Source organism: Gemmiger sp. An194 (assembly GCF_002160145.1).
GTDB lineage: Bacteria > Bacillota > Clostridia > Oscillospirales > Ruminococcaceae > Allofournierella.
Window position 1 is genome coordinate 55,936 of sequence record NZ_NFKA01000004.1, and the last position, 19,544, is coordinate 75,479.

19 protein-coding genes and 1 tRNA gene are annotated in these 19,544 nt (G+C 57.6%); 16 read left to right on the forward strand and 4 right to left on the reverse strand.

Going from position 1 to position 19,544, the window contains the following annotated elements; translation table 11 throughout:
• Positions 1 to 34: 34 nt before the first annotated feature.
• From B5F28_RS03485 to B5F28_RS03505, 5 genes are all read left to right on the forward strand, one after another.
• On the forward strand, positions 35 to 373 hold the full coding sequence (locus B5F28_RS03485) for a histidine triad nucleotide-binding protein (RefSeq protein ID WP_087293437.1): 339 nt from the start codon (positions 35 to 37) through the stop codon (positions 371 to 373).
• Between the two features lie 47 nt (positions 374 to 420).
• Positions 421 to 960 carry a phosphoribosyltransferase family protein gene (locus B5F28_RS03490; RefSeq protein WP_087293439.1) on the forward strand — a complete coding sequence of 180 codons (540 nt, stop codon included), beginning with the start codon at positions 421 to 423 and terminating at the stop codon, positions 958 to 960.
• 259 nt (positions 961 to 1,219) lie between these two features.
• Positions 1,220 to 3,061, forward strand: a complete 1,842-nt coding sequence (locus B5F28_RS03495) for a ComEC/Rec2 family competence protein (protein ID WP_158097506.1) — start codon at positions 1,220 to 1,222, stop codon at positions 3,059 to 3,061.
• A complete protein-coding gene (gene holA, locus B5F28_RS03500) occupies positions 3,048 to 4,076 on the forward strand; it encodes a DNA polymerase III subunit delta (RefSeq protein WP_087293443.1) in 1,029 nt (342 codons plus the stop codon). The genes B5F28_RS03495 and holA overlap by 14 nt, the downstream gene beginning before the upstream one ends.
• Positions 4,073 to 4,666 carry a ribonuclease M5 gene (locus B5F28_RS03505; protein WP_087293446.1) on the forward strand — a complete coding sequence of 198 codons (594 nt, stop codon included), beginning with the start codon at positions 4,073 to 4,075 and terminating at the stop codon, positions 4,664 to 4,666. The genes holA and B5F28_RS03505 overlap by 4 nt, the downstream gene beginning before the upstream one ends.
• A 63-nt stretch (positions 4,667 to 4,729) precedes the next feature.
• Here B5F28_RS03505 and B5F28_RS03510 read toward each other — a convergent pair whose 3' ends face one another.
• The gene (locus B5F28_RS03510) at positions 4,730 to 5,680 is read right to left on the reverse strand and encodes an RluA family pseudouridine synthase (protein WP_087293448.1); all 951 of its coding nucleotides are present in this window, start codon (positions 5,678 to 5,680) and stop codon (positions 4,730 to 4,732) included.
• Positions 5,677 to 7,737: a DUF6311 domain-containing protein gene (locus tag B5F28_RS03515; protein ID WP_143424676.1), complete on the reverse strand. Its 2,061-nt coding sequence runs from the start codon at positions 7,735 to 7,737 to the stop codon at positions 5,677 to 5,679. Before B5F28_RS03515 ends, B5F28_RS03510 begins: the two co-directional genes overlap by 4 nt.
• Before the next feature lie 189 nt (positions 7,738 to 7,926).
• Between B5F28_RS03515 and B5F28_RS03520 the strand changes: the two genes are divergently transcribed.
• From B5F28_RS03520 to nrdR, 3 genes are all read left to right on the forward strand, one after another.
• A tRNA-Leu gene (locus B5F28_RS03520) sits at positions 7,927 to 8,014 on the forward strand.
• A 228-nt stretch (positions 8,015 to 8,242) separates the two neighbouring features.
• On the forward strand, positions 8,243 to 9,514 hold the full coding sequence (locus tag B5F28_RS03525) for an aspartate aminotransferase type Ic (protein WP_087293452.1): 1,272 nt from the start codon (positions 8,243 to 8,245) through the stop codon (positions 9,512 to 9,514).
• 105 nt (positions 9,515 to 9,619) lie between these two features.
• A complete protein-coding gene (gene nrdR / locus B5F28_RS03530) occupies positions 9,620 to 10,093 on the forward strand; it encodes a transcriptional regulator NrdR (RefSeq protein ID WP_087293454.1) in 474 nt (157 codons plus the stop codon).
• Here nrdR and B5F28_RS03535 read toward each other — a convergent pair.
• Together B5F28_RS03535 and B5F28_RS03540 are read right to left on the reverse strand one after the other, a co-directional pair.
• The gene (locus B5F28_RS03535; RefSeq protein ID WP_087293456.1) at positions 10,073 to 10,441 is read right to left on the reverse strand and encodes a DUF4363 family protein; all 369 of its coding nucleotides are present in this window, start codon (positions 10,439 to 10,441) and stop codon (positions 10,073 to 10,075) included. The two genes, nrdR and B5F28_RS03535, sit on opposite strands and share 21 nt — an antisense overlap.
• On the reverse strand, positions 10,438 to 11,112 hold the full coding sequence (locus B5F28_RS03540; protein WP_087293458.1) for a DUF421 domain-containing protein: 675 nt from the start codon (positions 11,110 to 11,112) through the stop codon (positions 10,438 to 10,440). Before B5F28_RS03540 ends, B5F28_RS03535 begins: the two co-directional genes overlap by 4 nt.
• A 79-nt stretch (positions 11,113 to 11,191) precedes the next feature.
• Between B5F28_RS03540 and B5F28_RS03545 the strand changes: the two genes are divergently transcribed.
• From B5F28_RS03545 to rapZ, 8 genes are all read left to right on the forward strand, one after another.
• Positions 11,192 to 12,661 carry a spore germination protein gene (locus B5F28_RS03545; RefSeq protein WP_087293460.1) on the forward strand — a complete coding sequence of 490 codons (1,470 nt, stop codon included), beginning with the start codon at positions 11,192 to 11,194 and terminating at the stop codon, positions 12,659 to 12,661.
• Complete coding sequence (locus tag B5F28_RS03550; RefSeq protein WP_158097507.1) at positions 12,648 to 13,670, forward strand: GerAB/ArcD/ProY family transporter; 1,023 nt, start codon at positions 12,648 to 12,650, stop codon at positions 13,668 to 13,670. Before B5F28_RS03545 ends, B5F28_RS03550 begins: the two co-directional genes overlap by 14 nt.
• Positions 13,667 to 14,707, forward strand: a complete 1,041-nt coding sequence (locus tag B5F28_RS03555) for a Ger(x)C family spore germination protein (RefSeq protein WP_158097508.1) — start codon at positions 13,667 to 13,669, stop codon at positions 14,705 to 14,707. The genes B5F28_RS03550 and B5F28_RS03555 overlap by 4 nt, the downstream gene beginning before the upstream one ends.
• A gap of 281 nt (positions 14,708 to 14,988) precedes the next feature.
• Entirely contained in the window at positions 14,989 to 15,921 is a 933-nt protein-coding gene (gene hprK, locus B5F28_RS03560) for an HPr(Ser) kinase/phosphatase (RefSeq protein ID WP_087181507.1), read from the forward strand.
• A gap of 21 nt (positions 15,922 to 15,942) precedes the next feature.
• On the forward strand, positions 15,943 to 16,695 hold the full coding sequence (locus B5F28_RS03565; RefSeq protein ID WP_087293466.1) for a phosphatase: 753 nt from the start codon (positions 15,943 to 15,945) through the stop codon (positions 16,693 to 16,695).
• Positions 16,692 to 17,657, forward strand: a complete 966-nt coding sequence (locus B5F28_RS03570; RefSeq protein ID WP_087293469.1) for an ROK family protein — start codon at positions 16,692 to 16,694, stop codon at positions 17,655 to 17,657. Before B5F28_RS03565 ends, B5F28_RS03570 begins: the two co-directional genes overlap by 4 nt.
• A gap of 18 nt (positions 17,658 to 17,675) precedes the next feature.
• Complete coding sequence (gene murB, locus B5F28_RS03575) at positions 17,676 to 18,581, forward strand: UDP-N-acetylmuramate dehydrogenase (RefSeq protein WP_343212733.1); 906 nt, start codon at positions 17,676 to 17,678, stop codon at positions 18,579 to 18,581.
• 89 nt (positions 18,582 to 18,670) lie between these two features.
• Entirely contained in the window at positions 18,671 to 19,534 is an 864-nt protein-coding gene (gene rapZ / locus B5F28_RS03580; RefSeq protein WP_087293471.1) for an RNase adapter RapZ, read from the forward strand.
• Positions 19,535 to 19,544 lie beyond the last annotated feature (10 nt).

Sequence of the window (19,544 nt, forward strand, 5' to 3'; positions counted from 1 at the left end):
ACGCATTGTTGGATTCTGGAAAGGAGATGTTTCAATGGATTGCTTGTTCTGCAAAATCGCCCAGGGCCAGATCCCCTCGAATAAGCTGTTCGAGGACGACAAGATCCTTGCGTTTTACGACATTGATCCGCAGGCACCGGTTCACTTCCTGGTGATTCCCAAGCAACATGTGGATTCTGCTGCCGCGCTCACCGAGCAGGATGGTGAGCTGCTGGCGCATATCTTTGCCACCATTGCTCGCCTGTGCAAGGAGCTGGGCTGCGATAACGGTTACCGTGTGGTGACCAACGTGGGCGAGGACGGCGGCCAGAGTGTAAAGCATTTGCACTTTCATGTGCTGGCAAAGCGCAGCCTTGCCTGGCCTCCGGGCTGATGCGCGGGCTGTTCTGCGCTGTGTGAGAGAAAAGGAGATATCTGATTATGAGTGAAACCTATACCCTGCATGTGGCAGGCGTGACCCGGGAACTGCCCATCTGCGCCATCAACGAGCATCTTTCCATTGCTGCCTTCATTATGTTCAGCGATGTGGAGCTGACCGTTGCCTGCGCCAAAGCACTGCTTGAGAAGTGCCCGGAGTTTGATGTGATCGTCACTGCCGAGGCAAAAGGCATTCCTCTGGCCTACGAGATGAGCCGCCAGAGCGGAAAGCTGTATATCCCTGCCCGTAAAGGCGAAAAGCTTTACATGCAGAATCCGGTGGTTGTAGAGGATCAATCCATCACCACCAGCGCCCGCCAGAAGCTGGTGATTGACCAGAAGGATCTGGAGGCCATGAACGGCAAGCGGATTCTGATTGTGGACGACGTGATCAGCACCGGCGGCTCCCTGCATGCGCTGGAGACTCTGGTGGAAAAGAGCACCGGTACGGTGGTAGGCCGTGCAGCTGCGCTGGCAGAAGGCGACGCAGCCGACCGCACCGATATCATTTTCCTGGAAAAACTGCCTCTGTTCACCCACTGATCCCCGCACGCGAATGAGACGGGTACTGGCAGCTTGCTGTTTTGTTTGGTTTGCCGCCAAACTCATCGCTGTGTATCTGCCGCCTGTGGCCCTTGGGCTGCTCGCGGCAGTTTTTGTATGCATATTCTGGTGTGCGTTGGCCCTGGGAAAGCGAAACTATAGTTTTCTGTTTCCACTGGTAGGGCTGGCTGCTATTTTCCTTCACTCGCTGATGTACGACATTGTGGTGGCTCCTGCCTTTGATCTTGCAGGGGAGGAAGTGGAGGCGGTTGTGCTGGCCGAGCAGGTGGACCCGGGCTTTCAGGATGGGACAGTGCGCGGGGAGTTCACTGTTCTGGAGCTGAACGGCAAGCAGCTCCCCGGCTGGAAACAGTTTCGGATTTCGACAGTGGCAATGCCGGAATGCGAGCGTGCAGATATCCTTCGCGGGACCTTTTCTGTGGAGCTTCTGGAGAAGGATGAATACTACTACGGCAATCTGGCGGACGGAGTGCTCTTGCAGGCAGTGACCGCAGAGGATGTGACACTGGAGGGGCAAAGCCGGGCGCCGCGCTTTTTCCTGCGGCAGCTGCAGGAAACCCTTGCCAGCAATTGCCGCCGCTATCTTGCGCCGGAGCTGGGCAGCGTGCTCTCCGCCATGGCGGTTGGGGACAAAAACCGCCTGACTGATGAGATCAGCGACGCCTACCGGGCAGCCGGTGTTTCCCATCTACTGGTGGTGTCCGGCCTTCACCTGACACTTTTGTGCAGCGCGTTTCTGGGCAACCGCCCTTGCAGCGGCCGGTTCCGACGCCAGAAGGCACTGGCCGCCATGGTTCTGGTGGTAGGCATGATGGCTCTGGTCGGCTTCACCCCATCGGTGACGCGGGCCGGAATGGGTGCACTGATCTTCTATGCTGGTGCACTGTTTCTCCAACCGGCTGATTCCTTCACCTCGCTGGGAGTGGCTGCGGTGCTGCTCTCGCTGCAAAACTGCTATGCGGTGTGCGATCTGGGGCTGCAGCTTTCCTTTGCCGCCACGCTTGGGGTACTCTGTGCCGCCCGAATCTTTCCGCCCATGCGGCTGAGTGAACTGGAGGAGCATCCCTGGCGCTGCCGGATACGGCGCTGGTGCACTGTGCTGTTGGTTCCGATTCTGGCGGCACTTTTCACGCTGCCGCTTCAGCTGGTGCACGGTCTTTCAGTCAGCGGCGTTTCCGTGCTGACCAATCTGCTGGTGATGCCTCTGGTGGGACCTATTGTCTGTCTGGGCCTGATCTGCGCGGTGACCGGGCTTGTTCCGGCTTTCTATCACATCACCCGGGCGGTGATGCTGCTGGCGGCGCTTCTGGTGAAGCTGCAGAACGCCATTGTGTTTTATACCTCGTCGCTTCCGGCCGCGCAGCTGGTGCTGCCCACGGCCTTCACGGTGTTTGCCGTGCTTGTCTGCGGGGCAGTCCTTTGGTATGCCTGGAAAAAGTGCTGCCTGCGCTGGGCGCTTCCGGTTCTGTGCGTGGGACTTGGGTTGTCCTTTGGGCTTTTCACCCAGCTTGGGCGGGATGTGATCACAATCCGGCTGGTAGGCAGCACATCCAATCCCTGCGCGGTAGTAACAGTACAGCAGCACGCAATGGTGTTGTTCCGGGGCGGAGAAAGCAACCGCCAGCAGGCACAAGCTGCACTGGAGGCACAGGGATTGGAGGAAGCGGAGCTCTGGGTGGACCTGCGCCAGGACCCGGGGAGTCTGAAAACTTCGGGCAGACAGCTTTCCGCAGAGGAGCTGCCGGAAGACGAACAATGGACCGAAGATTTTTATGGGATACGGCTTTCGCTGGTCAACCAGAGCGGTGCCAATCTGGCGCTTATGGAGATCGAGGGCTACCGGGTGGCTATGATCACCGGCCAGCTGGAGGCGGGTACGCCGCTGCAAACGGACCTGCTTCTGGCAGGCTCCTCCGATCCGGGGCTGGTGGAGCCGGTGCAGGTGCTCACCGCCAAGGCCTACGACTGGCACTCCGGCAAAACGGGCGTCCGTTGGCGCTATGCGCCTTTGGGCGGCACCGTGTACATCCGCCCCGGCAGGGCAATCACATTCGAGGGGGTAACCAATGCTGCATTCTGAGCAAAAACAGCAGGCCGCACTGAAAAAGGGCGTGCCGGTTTTTTATTACTATTCTTCCGACCCGTTTCTGGCGCGGGCAGCTGCGGAAAAGACGGCGGCCGCCCTTCTGCAGGAGGATGGGGAGAGCACCCGGCTGGATGGCCCTGCCCCCACGGTGGAGGAGTTGGTCATGGCGGCGGGCACTATATCCTTTTTCGGCACCCGCCGCATCGTGGAGCTGCCCATGCTGCAGCCCTCGGCCTATTCGGAAAAGGATATGGCTGAGTTCTGCGATGTGCTAGCCAGCACTGAAAATGCGGTGTTCGTTATCCACAGTGTATTCAGCGAGGAACGAGGCAAGCTGAAGCTGCCCAAGCAGGCCAAAAAGCTGATCGAGACCTGTGAGGCATTGGGCTATGCCGCCGAGGTGGCCCATCCCGGCGTGCAGGAGCTGCGCCTCATGCTGCGGCAGCGGGCGCAGGGCATGGATACTGCCATGAGCGAAAGCGCGGCGGGTCTTTTGCTGGAGCGCTGCGGGCAGGACCTGTTCCTGCTGGAAAACGAGGTGGACAAGTTGGCCGCTGCCAGCGGCTACACCGAGATCACCCCGGGTCTGATCGTGGAGATGAGCACCCAGAACCTGGAGGCGGATGTCTTCGATATGGTCCGCCTGATCACCGGCAAGAACGCCGCCAAGGCCTGCGAAAAGCTAAACACGCTGCTTCGGCTGCAAAATGACCCCATCGCCATCACTGCCGCCATGATCGGCAGCTATGTGGACCTGTACCGGGTCAAGGCTGGCCTTTCCGTCAAGAAAAGCTACAGTCAGGTGCACAAGGACCTGGGCTACAAGGGCAGCGATTACCGGCTGAAAAAATCCGCCGAAACCGCCGCCCGGTATACCTTACCCCAGCTGGAGAAGTGCCTGGAGATTTTGCTGGAGCTGGATCAGGGGCTGAAGGGCTCCCCGGTGGACAGCGCCGTCTTGCTGCAAACCACACTTTGCCGTCTGGCAGCCGCGGGGGTGAGCCGATGAACGACAAGCTTCGCATTCAGCAGGTGATTGTGGTGGAGGGCCGGTACGATGCGGCCGCGCTCAGCGCGGTGGTGGATGGTCTGATTCTCACCACCGACGGTTTCGCCATCTACAAGGATAAGCAGACCCAGGCCCTTCTCAAAGAGCTGGGCCGCCAGCGAGGCGTGATTCTGCTCACCGACCCGGACGCGGCGGGTTTCCGTATCCGGAACTTTTTGTCCAACCTGATCGGGCAGGAGTATGTACGGCAGGCCTATGTGCCCGCAATCCCGGGCAAGGAATCCCGCAAGGCGGTTCCCGGGAAAGAGGGCCTGCTGGGCGTGGAGGGCCTGCCGCCTGAGGCGCTGAAAAAGGCGCTGCTGGACGCAGGCGCCAGCGAAACCGCCGCCCGCAGCGGCCGGGCCATCACCTATACCGATCTGTACCAGTGGGGGCTTTCTGGCACCGCAGGCAGTCAGGAGCAGCGCTTTGCGTTTCTGCGAAGACTGGGCCTTCCGCCCCGTCTTTCCAAAAAGGCGCTGTGCCAGGTGCTCAATCAGCTGTACACCTATGAGGAGGCCCAGGTGCTGGCCGAGCAGACCGAAGAATAATCAAAAAGGCCCGGGGCCGTGCGAAGAGCGATTTGCTCTGCTCACGACCTCGGGCCTTTTGTTTTATTTCAGCTTGCCCTCCAGCAGCTGCTGGTGCCACCAGGGCTTTTCCGCCTGAAAGCTGCGTCCGCTCACACCCTGCAGCAGCGGATCGGTCAGGGTGGGGAAGGTGAGCTGCCAGGCACACAGGGCCTGGTATTTCAGCTTCAGCTCCCGGTTGGCGGCATTGTTGCCGTATTTGCTGTCGCCCAGAATGGGGCAGCCGATGCTGGCCAGGTGCGCCCGGATCTGATGAGTCCGTCCGGTGATCAGCTCCACCTGCAGCAGGGCAAGACGGCCGCTGACTGCCAGCGTTTTGTAGCGGGTCTCGATCTCCTTGCCGCCGGGCGTGGGGCGTTCACTCACCCGTACCAGGCCCTTGCCCGCGTCCTTGGTCAGATAGCCGCCCAGGGTGGCCTGTTCCGGCCGGGGCCGCCCGAAGGTCACGCAGAGATATTCCTTTCGAATCGCGCGTTCTCGAATCAAACTGGTAAGCAGCTGCTCGGTCTGCGGGTGCTTGGCGATCAGCACCAGACCGCTGGTGCCGGTGTCCAGCCGGTGACACAAAGCAGGGGCAGGGCCTTTGCCCGGCTCCCAGCCGTGCTCCTGATGCAGATACAGCATGGCCCGGTGGATCAGGGTGTCCGGCTCGGTATCATGAATCACCGGCAGACCGGCGGGCTTGTCCACCAAAAGAATGTGCTCGTCCTCATAAACCGGCTTTGCCGCAAAGCGGGCGCGCAGAAACGCAGGACCTTTCGTCTCTGCCGGAGCCAGCTGGTCATCCGACAGGAACAGCCGAATCTCGTCGCCGGTCTGCACCCGGGTGGAGAGAGGCTGCTTTTTTCCGTTCAGCTTGATCTTGTTCTCCCGCAGTGCCTTGTTCAGCTTGCCGAAGGTCAGGGCAGGGAATTGCTCAGTGAGGTATTTGTCCAGCCTTACCGGGGTAAGACTTTTCACGGGAATGATCTTCATGAAAGGACCTCCAAATCCTTGCACAGGCCATTTTCACGGTACAGCCGGTGTGCGTCGTCAATGTCCAGGGTGACCATCAGCCAACCGGCATCCTGGTCGCTTACTTCAAGAATGGGATAAACACCGCCCTCCCCATCGGAAAGAGCAGCTGCGCCCTCCAGCTTTTGGCGGGCAAAGGGAGTATCATAGAAGAGAATCACCTTGTTTGCATCCTCCTGCCGGTCGATACTCTCCAGATTCAGGCTCAGAATACCGCGATCCCAGAAATCATCGGAATAATCCGCCAGGTGAAGCGGGTAAGCCTCGCTGAACTCCTGCGCCAGCGGATGGGAAAATTCCTCCAGGCCGGGGGCAATCACATAAACCAGCGGAGCGCTGCTGCCATCGCCGGTTTGCTGATACAGCACACCACACCAGGCACCTTGCTCCTGTGCAGTCTGTGCCACGGTCAGGAAAGTCTCCTCCTGCCCGGTGAAGAAGATGCTGTCCGCAGGCAGCTCGCCGCTGGTAATGGCCTGCAGAAACTCCTCCCGCCGCTGCTGGGCCTGCGCCTCATCATAGCGAGCGGTGAAAGAGGTGTCGCTGCTGGTCATTCCCGCATCAGCAGTGTAAATTGCCAGGCTCAGACCGCTGGTTTTCAGCGGGTCCAGCGCCACCAGATGCTGATATTTGCCCTCAGTCGCATCCAGCAAGGCGGCAAGGCTGCTGTCCTCCTGGTTCAGCAGATTAAAGCCCGCATCGGAATAAGGGCGGAAGGAGCGAGCCTTCTCCAGCAGTGCCGGGCTCAGGTCCACCAGCTGCACCAGACAGAGAGCACCGATCACAGCGGTCTGTACCCACTGCTTTTGGTACTGCGTCAGTCGGATCAGCCCGACCACACAGCACAGGAAGATCAGGTAATATACCGGCCAGAACAGCCGCCCGCTGGAACGCAGGGTGGTTGCCAGCTGCACCACAAAGCCAGGCAGAGGCAGGCGGGCGAGTATGGCCCCGTTGGCGGTGATTACATTGCTGACCGCGAACACCGTCAGGCAAACCACAACAAACAGCAGGCCAAAACGGTTTTTCAGCCATCCGAACAGTCCATCGCGGCGCCAGCGCAGCATTGCCAACACCACCGCCACGCTGCACAAAAGTATGCCAAGGCCCAGATAATTGAAGCCGTCGTAGTTGCCCAGTGTCTGGTTCTGTGCGGGAAGGAACAGACTCCAGTGGTCCATGCCCCGGCTAACCGGGTTCCAAAGCGCGTTCAGGTTCATGCAGAAATGCCCGTACTGCACGCCACTACCGCCGGATGCAGACCCGCCGCTGAACAGACCGAACAGCCAGCCTATCAGGGCAGTGCAGCCCAGGTTAGCTACCAGAAGCGCGGCCGGTTTCGCGATCTGTTTCTGGAACACCGCATGCTCCACCAGCAGTGCAAAGGTGAGCGCGTAGGTCATGGGGGCAAAGTACGGATGGATTGCCAGCGTCACACAGTTTACAAGAAACAATCCGGGGTAGAAAAAGCGTTTCTCTCTGCGGCCGCGGATGTAATAGTACAGCGCGGCCAGAATCAGAAACTGCGCCGCAAGGGCAGTGTGACGAAAGGCTCGCTCCAGCAAAATGGGACTGAACACAAAAGGGACTGCCCCCAGCAGTACGACGGGCAAACGGCGGGTGAATAACCCCACCAGCAGGCAGGCAAAGCCTCCCTGCAGCACAAAACAAAGCAGCGTGAACAACCCGAAGTACTGGAACGTGGCGGGCAGCAGCGGCTCCAGCAGGCGGAACAGCGCCGCGAACAGAGGAATGGAGTCGGTAAACGCCACGCTCAGGCCAAAGGGCCAGTTGATGAGCTCAGAAAAGCAGAAGGGTACCGACAGCTCTGACTGCCGGTAAAACAGCCAGCCAGCGTAATGCTGCAGGATATCCGCCTCAATGTATCCGCCGCGCAGCCATGCGTCGTTGGTCACATCCAGCGGGGCAAAGCCGTACAGCAAAAAGAAAACCGCCGCTCCCAGCAGGCAGCCCAGAGCAAACAATTTCCGGCGTTCGATTTTTTCAAAAACAGGCATCTGAATCAAAGCCACGTCCTTTCCGTCCGCGCGAAGGTGCGAAGAAGGGCCATGCCTTGCGCGGGTATGGTTGCTTTGTTTATTATAAACGATCGCCTGCTTTCCTACAATTCCCCAGTTTCGGTTTGCAGCCATTGTCGGGGGAAAACGTTGACAAACCGGCATATTTGATGTATTATAATTAGGCTTGCCGCTGTGGCGGAACTGGCAGACGCAAGGGACTTAAAATCCCTCGCCCTAATAAGGCGTACCGGTTCGATCCCGGTCAGCGGCACCAAACCGGAGCAAAGTTCGCTTTGCTCCGGTGTTTTTATGTCCGGCAATCAGGAAAAGTGTGTCTTATTGCCAGTGTGTGTTTTCCCGGATAAAACTCCCGATTTCGGGTTGTGCACTGTCCGGATTTATACTATAATAAGTTCGAAAATCAGGAGTCGTTCCACCCCGCGCCAGGTGCAGAATTGCGCCGGGTGCGCCGCTGGGAAGCTGCAAAAGAGGAGCGTTTGCAATGAAAGAATACCAGAGCATGACCAAACAGGAGCTGCAGGAGGAATACCAGGCAGTTCTGGCACAGTATCAGGAGTATCAGGCCAAGGGGCTGAAGCTGGATATGTCCCGCGGCAAGCCCTGCACCGAACAGCTGGAGCTTTCCAACGGGCTGCTCAGCCAGAATCAATACATCGGAGAAAACGGTGAGGATTCCCGCAACTACGGCCTGCTGCCCGGCATGCCCCAGGCCCGCCGCTTCTTTGCCGAGCTGATGGGCGTGGAGGAGAACGAGGTCATCGTGGGCGGAAACGCCTCGCTCACACTGATGTACTACATGATCGATATGGGCTGGCGTGTCGGCTTTGCGGACAGCGAGCATCCCTGGCGAATGGAAGAGAAGCTGAAATTCTTGTGCCCGGTGCCCGGCTACGACCGGCATTTTGCCATCACCGAATATTTCGGCTTCGAGATGATCCCGGTGCCGATGCATGAGGATGGCCCCGATATGGACCTGGTGGAGCAGCTCGCCGCCGATCCCAGCGTGAAGGGCATCTGGTGCGTGCCGCTGTATTCCAACCCGGACGGCTACATCTACAGCGCTGAGACCGTGCGCCGCCTGGCCAGTATGAAAACCGGCGCGCCGGATTTCAAGATCATCTGGGACGATGCCTACTGTGTACACCACCTGACCGATGAGCTGTGCTCGGTTCCCGGCATCCTGACCGAGTGTAAAAAATACGGCACCCCGAACCGGCCGCTGCTGGTATGCTCCACCAGCAAGGTGACCTTCCCGGGCGCGGGCGTTGCAGCGCTGGCCGCCAGCGAGGCCAACATCCGCCACATTCTCACCCAGATGGCACCCATGGCCATCAGCTTTGACAAGATGAACCAGATGCGTCATGTGAGCTTTTTGAAGAACAAGGCGGGCGTGCTGGAGCATATGAAAAAGCACCGGGCCATTCTGGAGCCCAAATTTGAACTGGTCAAGCAGGCCTTTGCCCAGCAGCTGGCTCCCTGCGGCAGCATCGCCCGCTGGACCGATCCCAAGGGCGGTTATTTCATCAGCCTGTATGTGATGGACGGCTGTGCCAAGCGTGTGGTTCAGCTGTGCAAGGAGGCCGGTGTGGTGCTCACCCCGGCGGGCTCTGCCTATCCGTACGGCAACGACTCCCAGGACCATCACCTGCGCATCGCTCCCTCGTACCCCACGGTGGCCGAGCTGGAGCAGGCAAGCCAGCTGCTCTGCATCAGTGTCCGTCTTGCCTGTCTGGAAAAGCTGCTGCAGGCCTGAAAAAACCGGATTGCAACAGCAGGTGCATCTGTGTTATAATAACGGAATCTTAAACCGCGGCACGGGGACAAGCGTAACCCGGCCGCCATCAAAGGAGGACCCCATATGAAGTGCCCTTACTGCGGCGAACTGGAATCCAAGGTAATTGATTCCCGCCCCACAGAGGACGGCGAAAAGATTCGCCGCCGCCGGGAATGCCTGCGCTGCGGCAAGCGGTTTACCACCTACGAAATCGTGGAAACCGTTCCTTTGATGGTCATTAAAAAGGACCGGTCCCGCCAGGTGTTCGACCGTCAGAAGCTGTTGGGCGGTATGCTGCGCGCCTGCGAAAAGCGTCCGGTCAGCTACGAGATGTTGGAGCGCGCGGTGGACAACATTGAGCAGTCTCTTCTGAACAGCTACGAGCGTGAGGTTACCTCCATCCACATCGGTGAGCTGGCGATGAAAGAGCTGAAGAAAATCGATGAGGTCGCCTATGTGCGGTTTGCCTCGGTCTACCGTCAGTTCTCCGATCTGAACACCTTCATGAACGAGCTGAAGGAGATGCTCAGCAAGCGCTCAGAGCAGACCGAAGAATAACCGGCGAATGCCGTTCAGCTGTGCCTTCAGTCTGCCGGTCTCACAGAAAAGATCCTGCCGGTAGTCCGGGTGCACATAGGCCGTCAGGCTGTAAAGCGAGGTCTCCAACTCACTGAGTTTATCCCGGCGGATGAAAAGTGCCAGAACGGCCTGTTTTTTCTGGTAAGCCTGCGTTATATTGTAAAGCCGCTCTTTTGCGGTCTGGTATGCACCATCGGCGCACAGCCGCTCTACCTGTGTCAGTCCGGTCTCCAGGGAATCCAGAGAGTCGGATACCAGACGCTGGCTGGCCAGTGTGAGCAGCAGCAGCGTCGCCAGAATCACCGCAGCTGCCCGCAGCCGGTTCATAAATGCCCTTTCCACAGCCCCTTGTTCCGCTTTTGCGGAGAGGGGCTGTTTTCTTTTTTGATCAATTGATATTCACCGCTTGTGCGCACCAGGAGCAGCATCACCTGTTCCCGGGTACAGTCCTCCTGTTTTAGAACCTGCGAAAGCCACGGATCATCCTTTTTACACAGCAGCAGCGCACCTTTCAACAGCTGACCGTCGGCAATAACCGGAACAAAAGGTTCTTCCTCTCCGGTCTTGCAGATGCTGATGCTTCCGTTTGTTTCCACCACAGCCCATCGCACCTGAGCCGGGTTGAACACCTCCTTGCCGCGCAGCGCTTCCAGCAGGTCACCGGTTCCGAAGCGCAGCGCCCGCAGGGTATCACAGCAGATCTTTCCGTTGCGAATTACCGTAACAGGGGAGCCAAACAGCAGCCTTGCCACCCTGGGCCAGCAGAAGCACAGCCCGGACAACAGAAGCTCCAGCGCCACAATCAGGAATACAGGCACCAGGCTGGTACTAAGTGGCAGCTCCGGCGATTCGATGGAGATGGAGGCAAGATTGGAGATCAGTATGGTGGAAACAAGCTCGGCAGGCTGCAGCTCTCCCAGCTGCCGTTTTCCCATCAGCCGCATGGCCAGCAGGATGAGCAGATAGACCAGCAGTGTACGCAGCATGAGGATCAGCATATCCGGTCCGCCTCTCTTTCAAAAGTTATGGTTTGCCGCGTCCGCTTTCCGGGTATACTAATGGCCGGAGGTGACGCAGATGCAAACGGAAGAATCGTTGTTGCCGCAGCTGCAGCAAAACATTCAGCTGCTGAAACAAAGATTTGGCAATTCAATCGACCTGTATACAAAGCCGGTGCAGATTCTGGGCATTCCATGCTGCCTGTGCATGTTTGAGGGCCTTTCCACCATTGAGCGATTGTGGGTGGTGGTGCTGGACATGCTCAGCAAAAGCGACTTTTGCCCCCGAAACGGGGAAGAGCTGTTCGATTATCTGCAGACACAAACCGACCTGCCGCTGGAAAACTCTTATGTGGAAACCGTAGATCAGCTGCGTACCCAGCTGACCGCCGGAACCACTGTGATTCTGATTGAGGGCTGTTGCAAGGCTGTGGTGCTTTCCACTCAGAATATGCAATTTCGGTCCATTCAGGAGCCCTCGGGAGAGGGAAATGTGCGCGGCTCCCGGGAGGGCTTCAGCGATCTGCTGCGCATCAACATCAGCCTGCTGCGCCGCCTGATCCGGACCGAAACCCTTACCGTGGAGATGATGATCTGCGGCGAGCGTACCGCCACCGAGGTTGCGCTGATCTATGACCGTGACCTGGCCCCGCCGGAGCTGGTGCGCCGGGTGCGTGACCGGCTCAATCGGGTTCGGATTCCGGTTCTGTTCGATTCCAGCTATCTGGCCCCGTTTTTGCAGCGGGGAGGCTTCAGCTTTTTTCAGCAGGCAGGCTACACCGAACGCCCGGCCACGGCCTGCGCCAAGCTGTGTGAGGGAAAGCTGGTAATTCTGGTGAACGGCAGCCCCTTCGCTATGGTGATCCCGTACTTCTTCAGCGAGCACTTTCAAAGCCTGGATGACTACTCCACCAAGGCCTATTTTGCCAGCTTCATCCGGATCATCAAATACGGCGCATTCTTTCTGGCCGTGCTGCTGCCCGGGGTGTTTGTTTCCATCGCAGAATATACGCCCGAGTTATTTCCGCCCCAGCTGCTCTATAAAATTGCAGCGGCGGAGGCCGCCACCCCGCTTCCGCTGTTTCTGGAAATGATTCTGGTCATCGTTTTGCTGGAAATCGTGCGGGAAGCAGGTCTGCGCCTGCCCAGACCCATCGGTCACAGCGTAAGCCTTGTGGCCGCGATTATTGTGGGCGATGCGGCGGTAAAGGCGGGAATCCTGAGCACCCCCATTGTAATCACAGCGGCGCTCACCACCATCTCCATGTTTGTGATCCCGTCGCTGTATGAACCGGCCACCGTGCTTCGTATCCTGTTCGTATTTGCCGGAGGATTGTTCGGACCGTTTGGCATTCTTGCGCTTTTGTTTATCATGCTCACCAGCATCTGCGGCATGAATTCCTTTGGTCTGCCCTATACAGCGCCTCTCATCCCCTGGACAAACGGCGCCGTGCGTGACGGTGTACTGCGTACCAATTGGAAACAGCTGGCCCGCCGGCCCTTTTCTGTCAATGATCTGCCGGGAGGAGATGCCCATGGCACAGAATAAATCAGCTTCTCCTGCACCCGCCCAGCTGGCCGTTCTTATGGCGGCAGCTTTGCTGGCGGATGTATTTCTGCAGCCCTTCGGGCGCAGAGCATCACTTTTAACCGCACAGCACGGGATTCTGTGCGCCGCCGGGCAGATGGCTGTGTTCGCTCTTCTGCTGGCTTTGCTGCGCAAAGGTGCCGGGCGCGCGCTCGGCAGCAAAATCTTCTGCGTTCTGCTGAGCGCTGTAATGCTGCTGTCCGCCGCATTGGAAATCATCCAGGGTGAGCGGTTTTACAGCCAGTCCATGCACACCGGCCTGCCAGTGGAGATTTTTCTGGTCCTTCTGTTTGTGGCGGTGTTCTACGGCGTCTATTCCGGGCTGGACGCGCTCACCAGAACCGCTTCAGCGGTGCTTGCGCTTACAGCTGTTTCCATGGGGTTGCTTCTGCTGTCCGTTTTGCCGCAGCTTCGGTTTGTCAACCTGCAGTCCGCGGCATTGAACGGCACAGAGCTTGCCCGTGATTTTGCAGGTCAGTTCTACCTGGCCCCGGAATTAATTTTATGGGCGGTTTTGTGGAGGCCGGAGAATTCCAAGAGACCCGACCACCGACCGGTAGCAGTTTTTGTCTGGCTTTTCGCCGCTCAGGCCCTGTTCTGCCTGTTGGGTGAAATGACCCTGGGGCCTGCCTACGAACAGGAGGAACAGCCGCTGTTCACCATTGCCCGTCTGGGCGGCATCTCGGTATTTCGCCGGTTGGATGCGCTGCACGCCTGCGTGTGGCTGCTGCTCTTTTTTGTGAAAACCACGCTGTATTTTTCCGTGTTTACCCAAAGCATCCGGCAGGTATTTCCCGCACTGCGCGGCCACAGCGCCTACTATCTGGCGGTTGCCGGGGTGATCGGTGTCTTTCTGGCCTCCTGGGGGCAGGCAGAGCAAGCCGCATACCTGATCCAGCAGGGGGGATGCCTTGCACTGCTGCTCTGGCTGGGTATCGTTCGAATCACCACAGGGAGGAAACAAGAATGAAGCTATTGAAACTGGCCGCGCCGCTGTTGATCGCGGCAGCTCTGTGCGGCTGTGCTTCCACCGGTCTTGGCGATAAGGTGATCGTGAAGGCTCTGCTGCTGGACTACCACCAGAATGAATACCTTGCCCAGGTCCTGGTTCTGGAGCCGCAGCCCAGTGCAGATGCCGGGGAGGCCGCGGAAACCATCCGATTGATTGAAGGCAGCGGGAGCACCCTCGCTGAAGCAATTCAGGAAGCGGAATCCGCCCGGGCCGAGGAACTGTTTTACGGGCAGAACGAACTGCTGCTGCTCGGGCCCGGGCTGCAGGAGAAGGGAATGCCCGAGTGCTGCCGCTTTCTTTATGACAATTCCGCCGGACGGCCCAATATGGCAGTATGGGGAATCAACCGGCCCGCAAGTGAACAGCCGCTCAATGAAGAAAACGCCGGGGCCGTGCTGGATTCGATCCGCAGGCTGGGGGAACGGGGAGAGTACCGCACCTATCTGTATCAGCTTGCGTCGGCACAGGGCGGCGGTCTTTTGCCGCTGGTGCACTTGTCCGAAGAAATCAATGTGCAGATGGAGGGCCTCGCTCTGTATAAGGACGGTACTCCCGCAGCCCGATTCACCGGCAGTGAAACTGTGCTGGCCGCCCTGCTCAGCGGCCAGACCGGCACCGGGCAGCTCCGGGTGGAAGGGGAAAGCGGCCCGGTCACTCTGACCATTCGCTCTCCCAAGCTGATTTACGAATGCGTGGAGCAGGAAAACTCCCTGCATCTTGCGATCCGGCTTTCCGGTCACGTGGAGCAGATGACCGGAGAAAACCTGCCCGCTTCCCGGGAGCAGCGGCGGGAGCTGCTGAAGCAATTCAACACCCAGCTGGAACAAATGGCGCAGGAGGTAATCCGGCAAAGCTTTACTCCGGGTATTGACCCTTTCTGCTTTCTAAGCCGCTTTCGCAACCGAAACGAGCAGTTGGCGATTCGTCTGGAAGAGACAGAGACCCTTTATCAGCCCGGCAGCGTGGAATTCTCCAGCGCTCTGCAGCTGCTGTAAACATTTCAAAGGCCCCGCGATGAGAATCGTCTCCCGTCGCAGGGCTTTCTTTGTGTTAAGCGCCCTTCATAGCAAAAAAACACTCGTTGAAAACGGGACTGATCTGCAGCATTTGCTGCGATAGTTGCCCTTTTCCGGGCAAACCGGTAAAGCTGACCCCGGAGCATCTGCAGTTCATGCATTCCCTTTGGCTTTTCTTGCAAATCAAATTGATAATCTTTACGCAATCATGTATAATAAAAGCAACTCTGATATTTCATCAAAAAGGAAGGGTGTTCTTTATGCCGGCATTTTCCGTACCTCTGAGCAAAGTAGCGGAACAGCTGAATCTTGAAACAGTCTATGCGCCGAAGGAATTGAACGAGATCCCCATCTACACGGCGGATGTTAACCGTCCGGGTATCGTACTTGCGGGCTATTACCAGTACTTTGATGCCAACCGAATTCAGATTTTCGGCATGGTCGAGATGTCTTATTTGCAGGAGCTGCCCGCAGCTACCCGACGCGCTCATCTGGAGCGTCTGTTCGAGCTCACACCCCCGGCGGTGCTCATCAGCCGCAGCCTGGAACCCCTGCCGGAAATGATCGATTTTGCCCGGATGTACTCTGTTCCCGTACTGTCCTCCGCAGAATCCACCTCCACCCTGATGAGTGCACTGATCAGCCTGCTGAATGTGGAGCTGGCGCCCCGTGTTACCCGCCACGGCGTTTTCATTGAGGTGTACGGCGAAGGCATTCTGATCCTGGGCGACAGCGGCGTGGGCAAGAGCGAAACCGCCGTGGAGCTGGTTAAGCGCGGCCACCGCCTGATCGCCGACGACGCGGTGGAGCTGCGCCGCACCTCCAGCCGCACCATCGTGGGCACCGCACCGGAAAACATCCGCCATTTCATCGAGCTGCGTGGCATCGGTATCGTAAATGTGGCCCGCATCTTTGGTATCGGTTCGGTTAAGGTCAGCGAGAAGGTGGACCTGGTGGTGGATCTGGAGCCCTGGGACAAGACCAAAAACTACAGCCGCACCGGCCTGGAAACCGATTTTTATGATATTCTGGGCGTGCAGATCCCCAAGACTGTGATCCCTGTAATGCCCGGCCGTAACCTGGCGGTAATCCTGGAAACGGCCGCCATCAACAACCGTCAGAAAAAGATGGGCTACAACGCTGCCAAGGAGCTTCTTGCTCGCCTTGGTCTGGACGAAGACATCGGCATCTGACGCAGAAGGGGAGCATATACTTTGTATCAAATCGCAGCAGATCTGCACACCCATACGCTGGTATCCAACCACGCGTTCAACACCATCACCGAAATGGCTGCCAAGGCGGCATCCATGGGGTATAAAGCCATTGCGGTTACCGACCACGGCTGCGCAATGCCGGACTCTCCCCACATCTGGTACTTCAACAATCTTGTTCGCTTGCCGGATGTGCTGGAAGGCATTCCCGTTCTGAAGGGTGTCGAGGCAAATGTGATGGACCTGAACGGAACACTGGATTTTTCGCAGGAGCAGCTGGCGCAGTTCGACTGGGTCATTGCCTCTATTCATGGGGATTGTTTGCCCGGAAAACTTACCGTTGAGCAGGCTACGGAACTATGGCTTAACGTGGCGAAAAAACCGTATGTAGATATGATCGGCCACTCGGAACAGGCCGATCATGTGTATGATTACGAGCGAGTCACCCGGGAATTTGCCGCTTATAACAAAGTGGTGGAACTGAACGGAAACTCCTTTTCTGTACGCCCGCAAGGTGCAGCGAACATGAGAGCTCTTGCTCTTGCTTGCAAAAAAAGCGGTTGTAAGATTGCTTTAAACAGCGACGCACACTCCATTTATCATCTGGAGCGGGGTGTTTCTCATTTGTATACGATCTTGGAGGAAATCAATTTCCCCCAGGAGCTGATCATCAATGGTTCCGGTGAAAATCTTCGCCGCGAACTGGAAATACATAACAAAAAAATCGTAGATCGGATCGGAGAGTTGTTGAGATGAAGAAGTATACCATTGGCGTGGATCTGGGCGGTACTACCATTACTGCAGGTATTGTTGACGAAGACTTCAAGGTGCTGCATAAATGCACCTGCGACACCGATCTGCCTCAGCCTGAGGAGGTCATCGAAGAGAAGATCGCCAACCTGTGCCGTCAGGTGCTGGTAGAAAGCAATTTGACTCTGGATGACCTGCATTGGGTTGGCATCGGCACCCCGGGCAGTGTAAACAGCCGGACGGGTGTAGTAGACTTTAACGCCAATTTCGGTTATTATGATTGGGAGCTGCGCGCACACATGGAGCAGCGTCTGGGCTGCAAGGTCTATATTGAAAACGACGCAAACGCGGCTGCTTACGGTGAGTTTATCGCTGGCGGCGCCCGCGGCGCAAAGTATGCTGTGGTCATTACCCTGGGCACCGGTATCGGCGGCGGCATCATCATCGACGGCAAGATTTTTGCCGGCTTCAACTACGCGGGCGCCGAACTGGGCCACATGGTAATCCAGAAGGATGGTCGCCCCTGCATGTGCGGTCGAAACGGCTGCTGGGAAAAGTACGCTTCCGCCCGCGCTCTGGCCGAGGATACCAAAGCCGCGATGCTGTCCCACCCCAAGAACATGATGTGGGAGCTGGTAAACGGCGATATCACCAAGGTTGGCGCTAAGACTGCTTTTGACGGCATGGCTGCCGGCGACGAGCTGGCCACCCAGCTGATCAACAAGTTTGTGGAGTATGTGGCCTGCGGCCTGACCAACGTGGTCAACATCTTCCAGCCCGAGATTATCTGCATTGGCGGCGGCGTATCCAAGCAGGGCGAGGTTCTGCTGGCCCCTGTGCGCAAGCTGGTCAATTGGGAAGACTATGCCCGGGACGGCAAACGCCGTGTAACCATCAAGCCCGCTGAGCTGTTCAACGATGCCGGCGTTGTGGGCGCTGCCTGGCTGGGCAACCAGGAAAAACTTTAATTTTTAGGAGGCCATATTATGGCGTGCATGGAGCATTTAAAGCAAAAACTGGAGGAAGCAGCGATCCCTTATTCCTGCGGCGAGCCCCTTGCACGCCACACAAGCTTCCAGATCGGCGGTCCTGCCGCCCTGTTCTGCACCCCTCACACCACTCAGCAGCTGATTCAAGCGCTGGCGTTGTGCCGCACCGAGGGTGTGCGAACCTATATTCTGGGCAACGGATCCAATCTTCTGTTCAGTGACAAGGGATTTGACGGTGTGGTTCTCTGCACCCGGTCGCTCCAGCCGGAAATCCGGGTAGAAGGGGAACGCATTATCGCCGGTGCCGGCGTGTCGCTCAAACAGGTTTGCGAAGAGGCTGCCCGTCAGGGACTTACCGGGCTGGAATTCGCTTATGGCATACCGGGCAGCCTGGGCGGCGCTGTGTATATGAATGCAGGTGCCTATGGCGGCGAGACCCGTGATGTGCTGCTGAGCGTGGAGTTTGTGGACGAAGCCGGACAGGTACGGTCCCTGCCCGCGGATCAGCTGGAACTGGGGTATCGTACCAGCGTGTTTGCGCGTACCGGTTGGTGTGTATTGCAGGCTACGCTGCAGCTGGCCAAAGGTAATCGGGAAGAGATTCTTGCCAAGATGGATGACCTGATGAACCGCAGAAAAGAAAAACAGCCGCTGGAATACCCCAGTGCGGGCAGTGCATTCAAGCGACCGGAAGGTGCATTTGCAGGCAGCCTGATCGAACAATGCGGCCTGCGCGGGTACCGTGTAGGTGATGCTGCAATCAGCGAGAAGCATTGCGGTTTCATTGTGAATCTCGGCCATGCCAGCTGTGCGGATGTGCTGGAACTGGCTCGACAAGTAAGCGAGCGGGTACATCAGCAGACCGGCTTTGTGCTGGAAAAAGAGATCCGCGTAGTGGAATAATTATGTGCATGACCGGCTGCTGGTGATCGGCAGCCGGTCATGCAGGTTATATTGGATGAAAAAATCAACAGGAAAAGGAGAGACGCACTATGGAGCTGCTGGTTGTAACCGGCCTTTCCGGAGCGGGAAAGTCCCTTGCGGTAAATGCATTGGAAGATATCGGCTATTTTTGTATCGACAACATTCCGGCCGGGTTGATGCCCCGCCTGCTGGATTTTGCTCTGCAGGGCGAAACAATGCTGGAGAAAGTGGCTGTTGTTGTGGACATCCGCGGCTGCCGCACCAGAAGCGATGTGCAGGAGGCACTGACCAGCATGGACAGCCGCCAGGTTCCTTACCGTGTGCTGTTCCTGGACGCTTCCGATGATGTGCTTGCCCGCCGTTACAAGGAGACCCGGCGTATCCATCCGCTCTGCGTGCAGGAAGGTGTCTCCATGACCGATGCCATTGAACAGGAGCGGAAGATCCTTCAGCCCTTCTTTGAGCGGGCCGATTTCGTGGTGGATACCTCACTGCTTTCAGCTGCCCAGAACAAGGAACGGATCTGCAAGCTGTTTTTGCACCAGAATCAGCAGCCAATGGTATTGACCATTCTTTCCTTTGGCTTCAAATACGGTCTTCCCAAAGAGGCCGATGTGGCATTTGACGTACGTTGCCTGCCCAACCCCTTCTATATCCCGGAACTGAAGGAGAAAACCGGCCTGGACAGGGAGGTTGTGGATTATGTAATGAAATTCGAACAATCGCAGGAGCTGCTCCAGCGTATTCTGGATCTCTTGGATTACTCGCTGCCTCTGTATATCAAAGAAGGCAAAAGCCAGCTGACCATTGCTGTTGGCTGTACCGGCGGCAAGCATCGCTCCATTACCTTCGCGCGTAAGATCGCGGAGCACTGCCAGACCCTGGGCTATGGCCCAATTCTCTATCATCGCGATCAGAAACGCGTACTTTAATGAAAGGGCA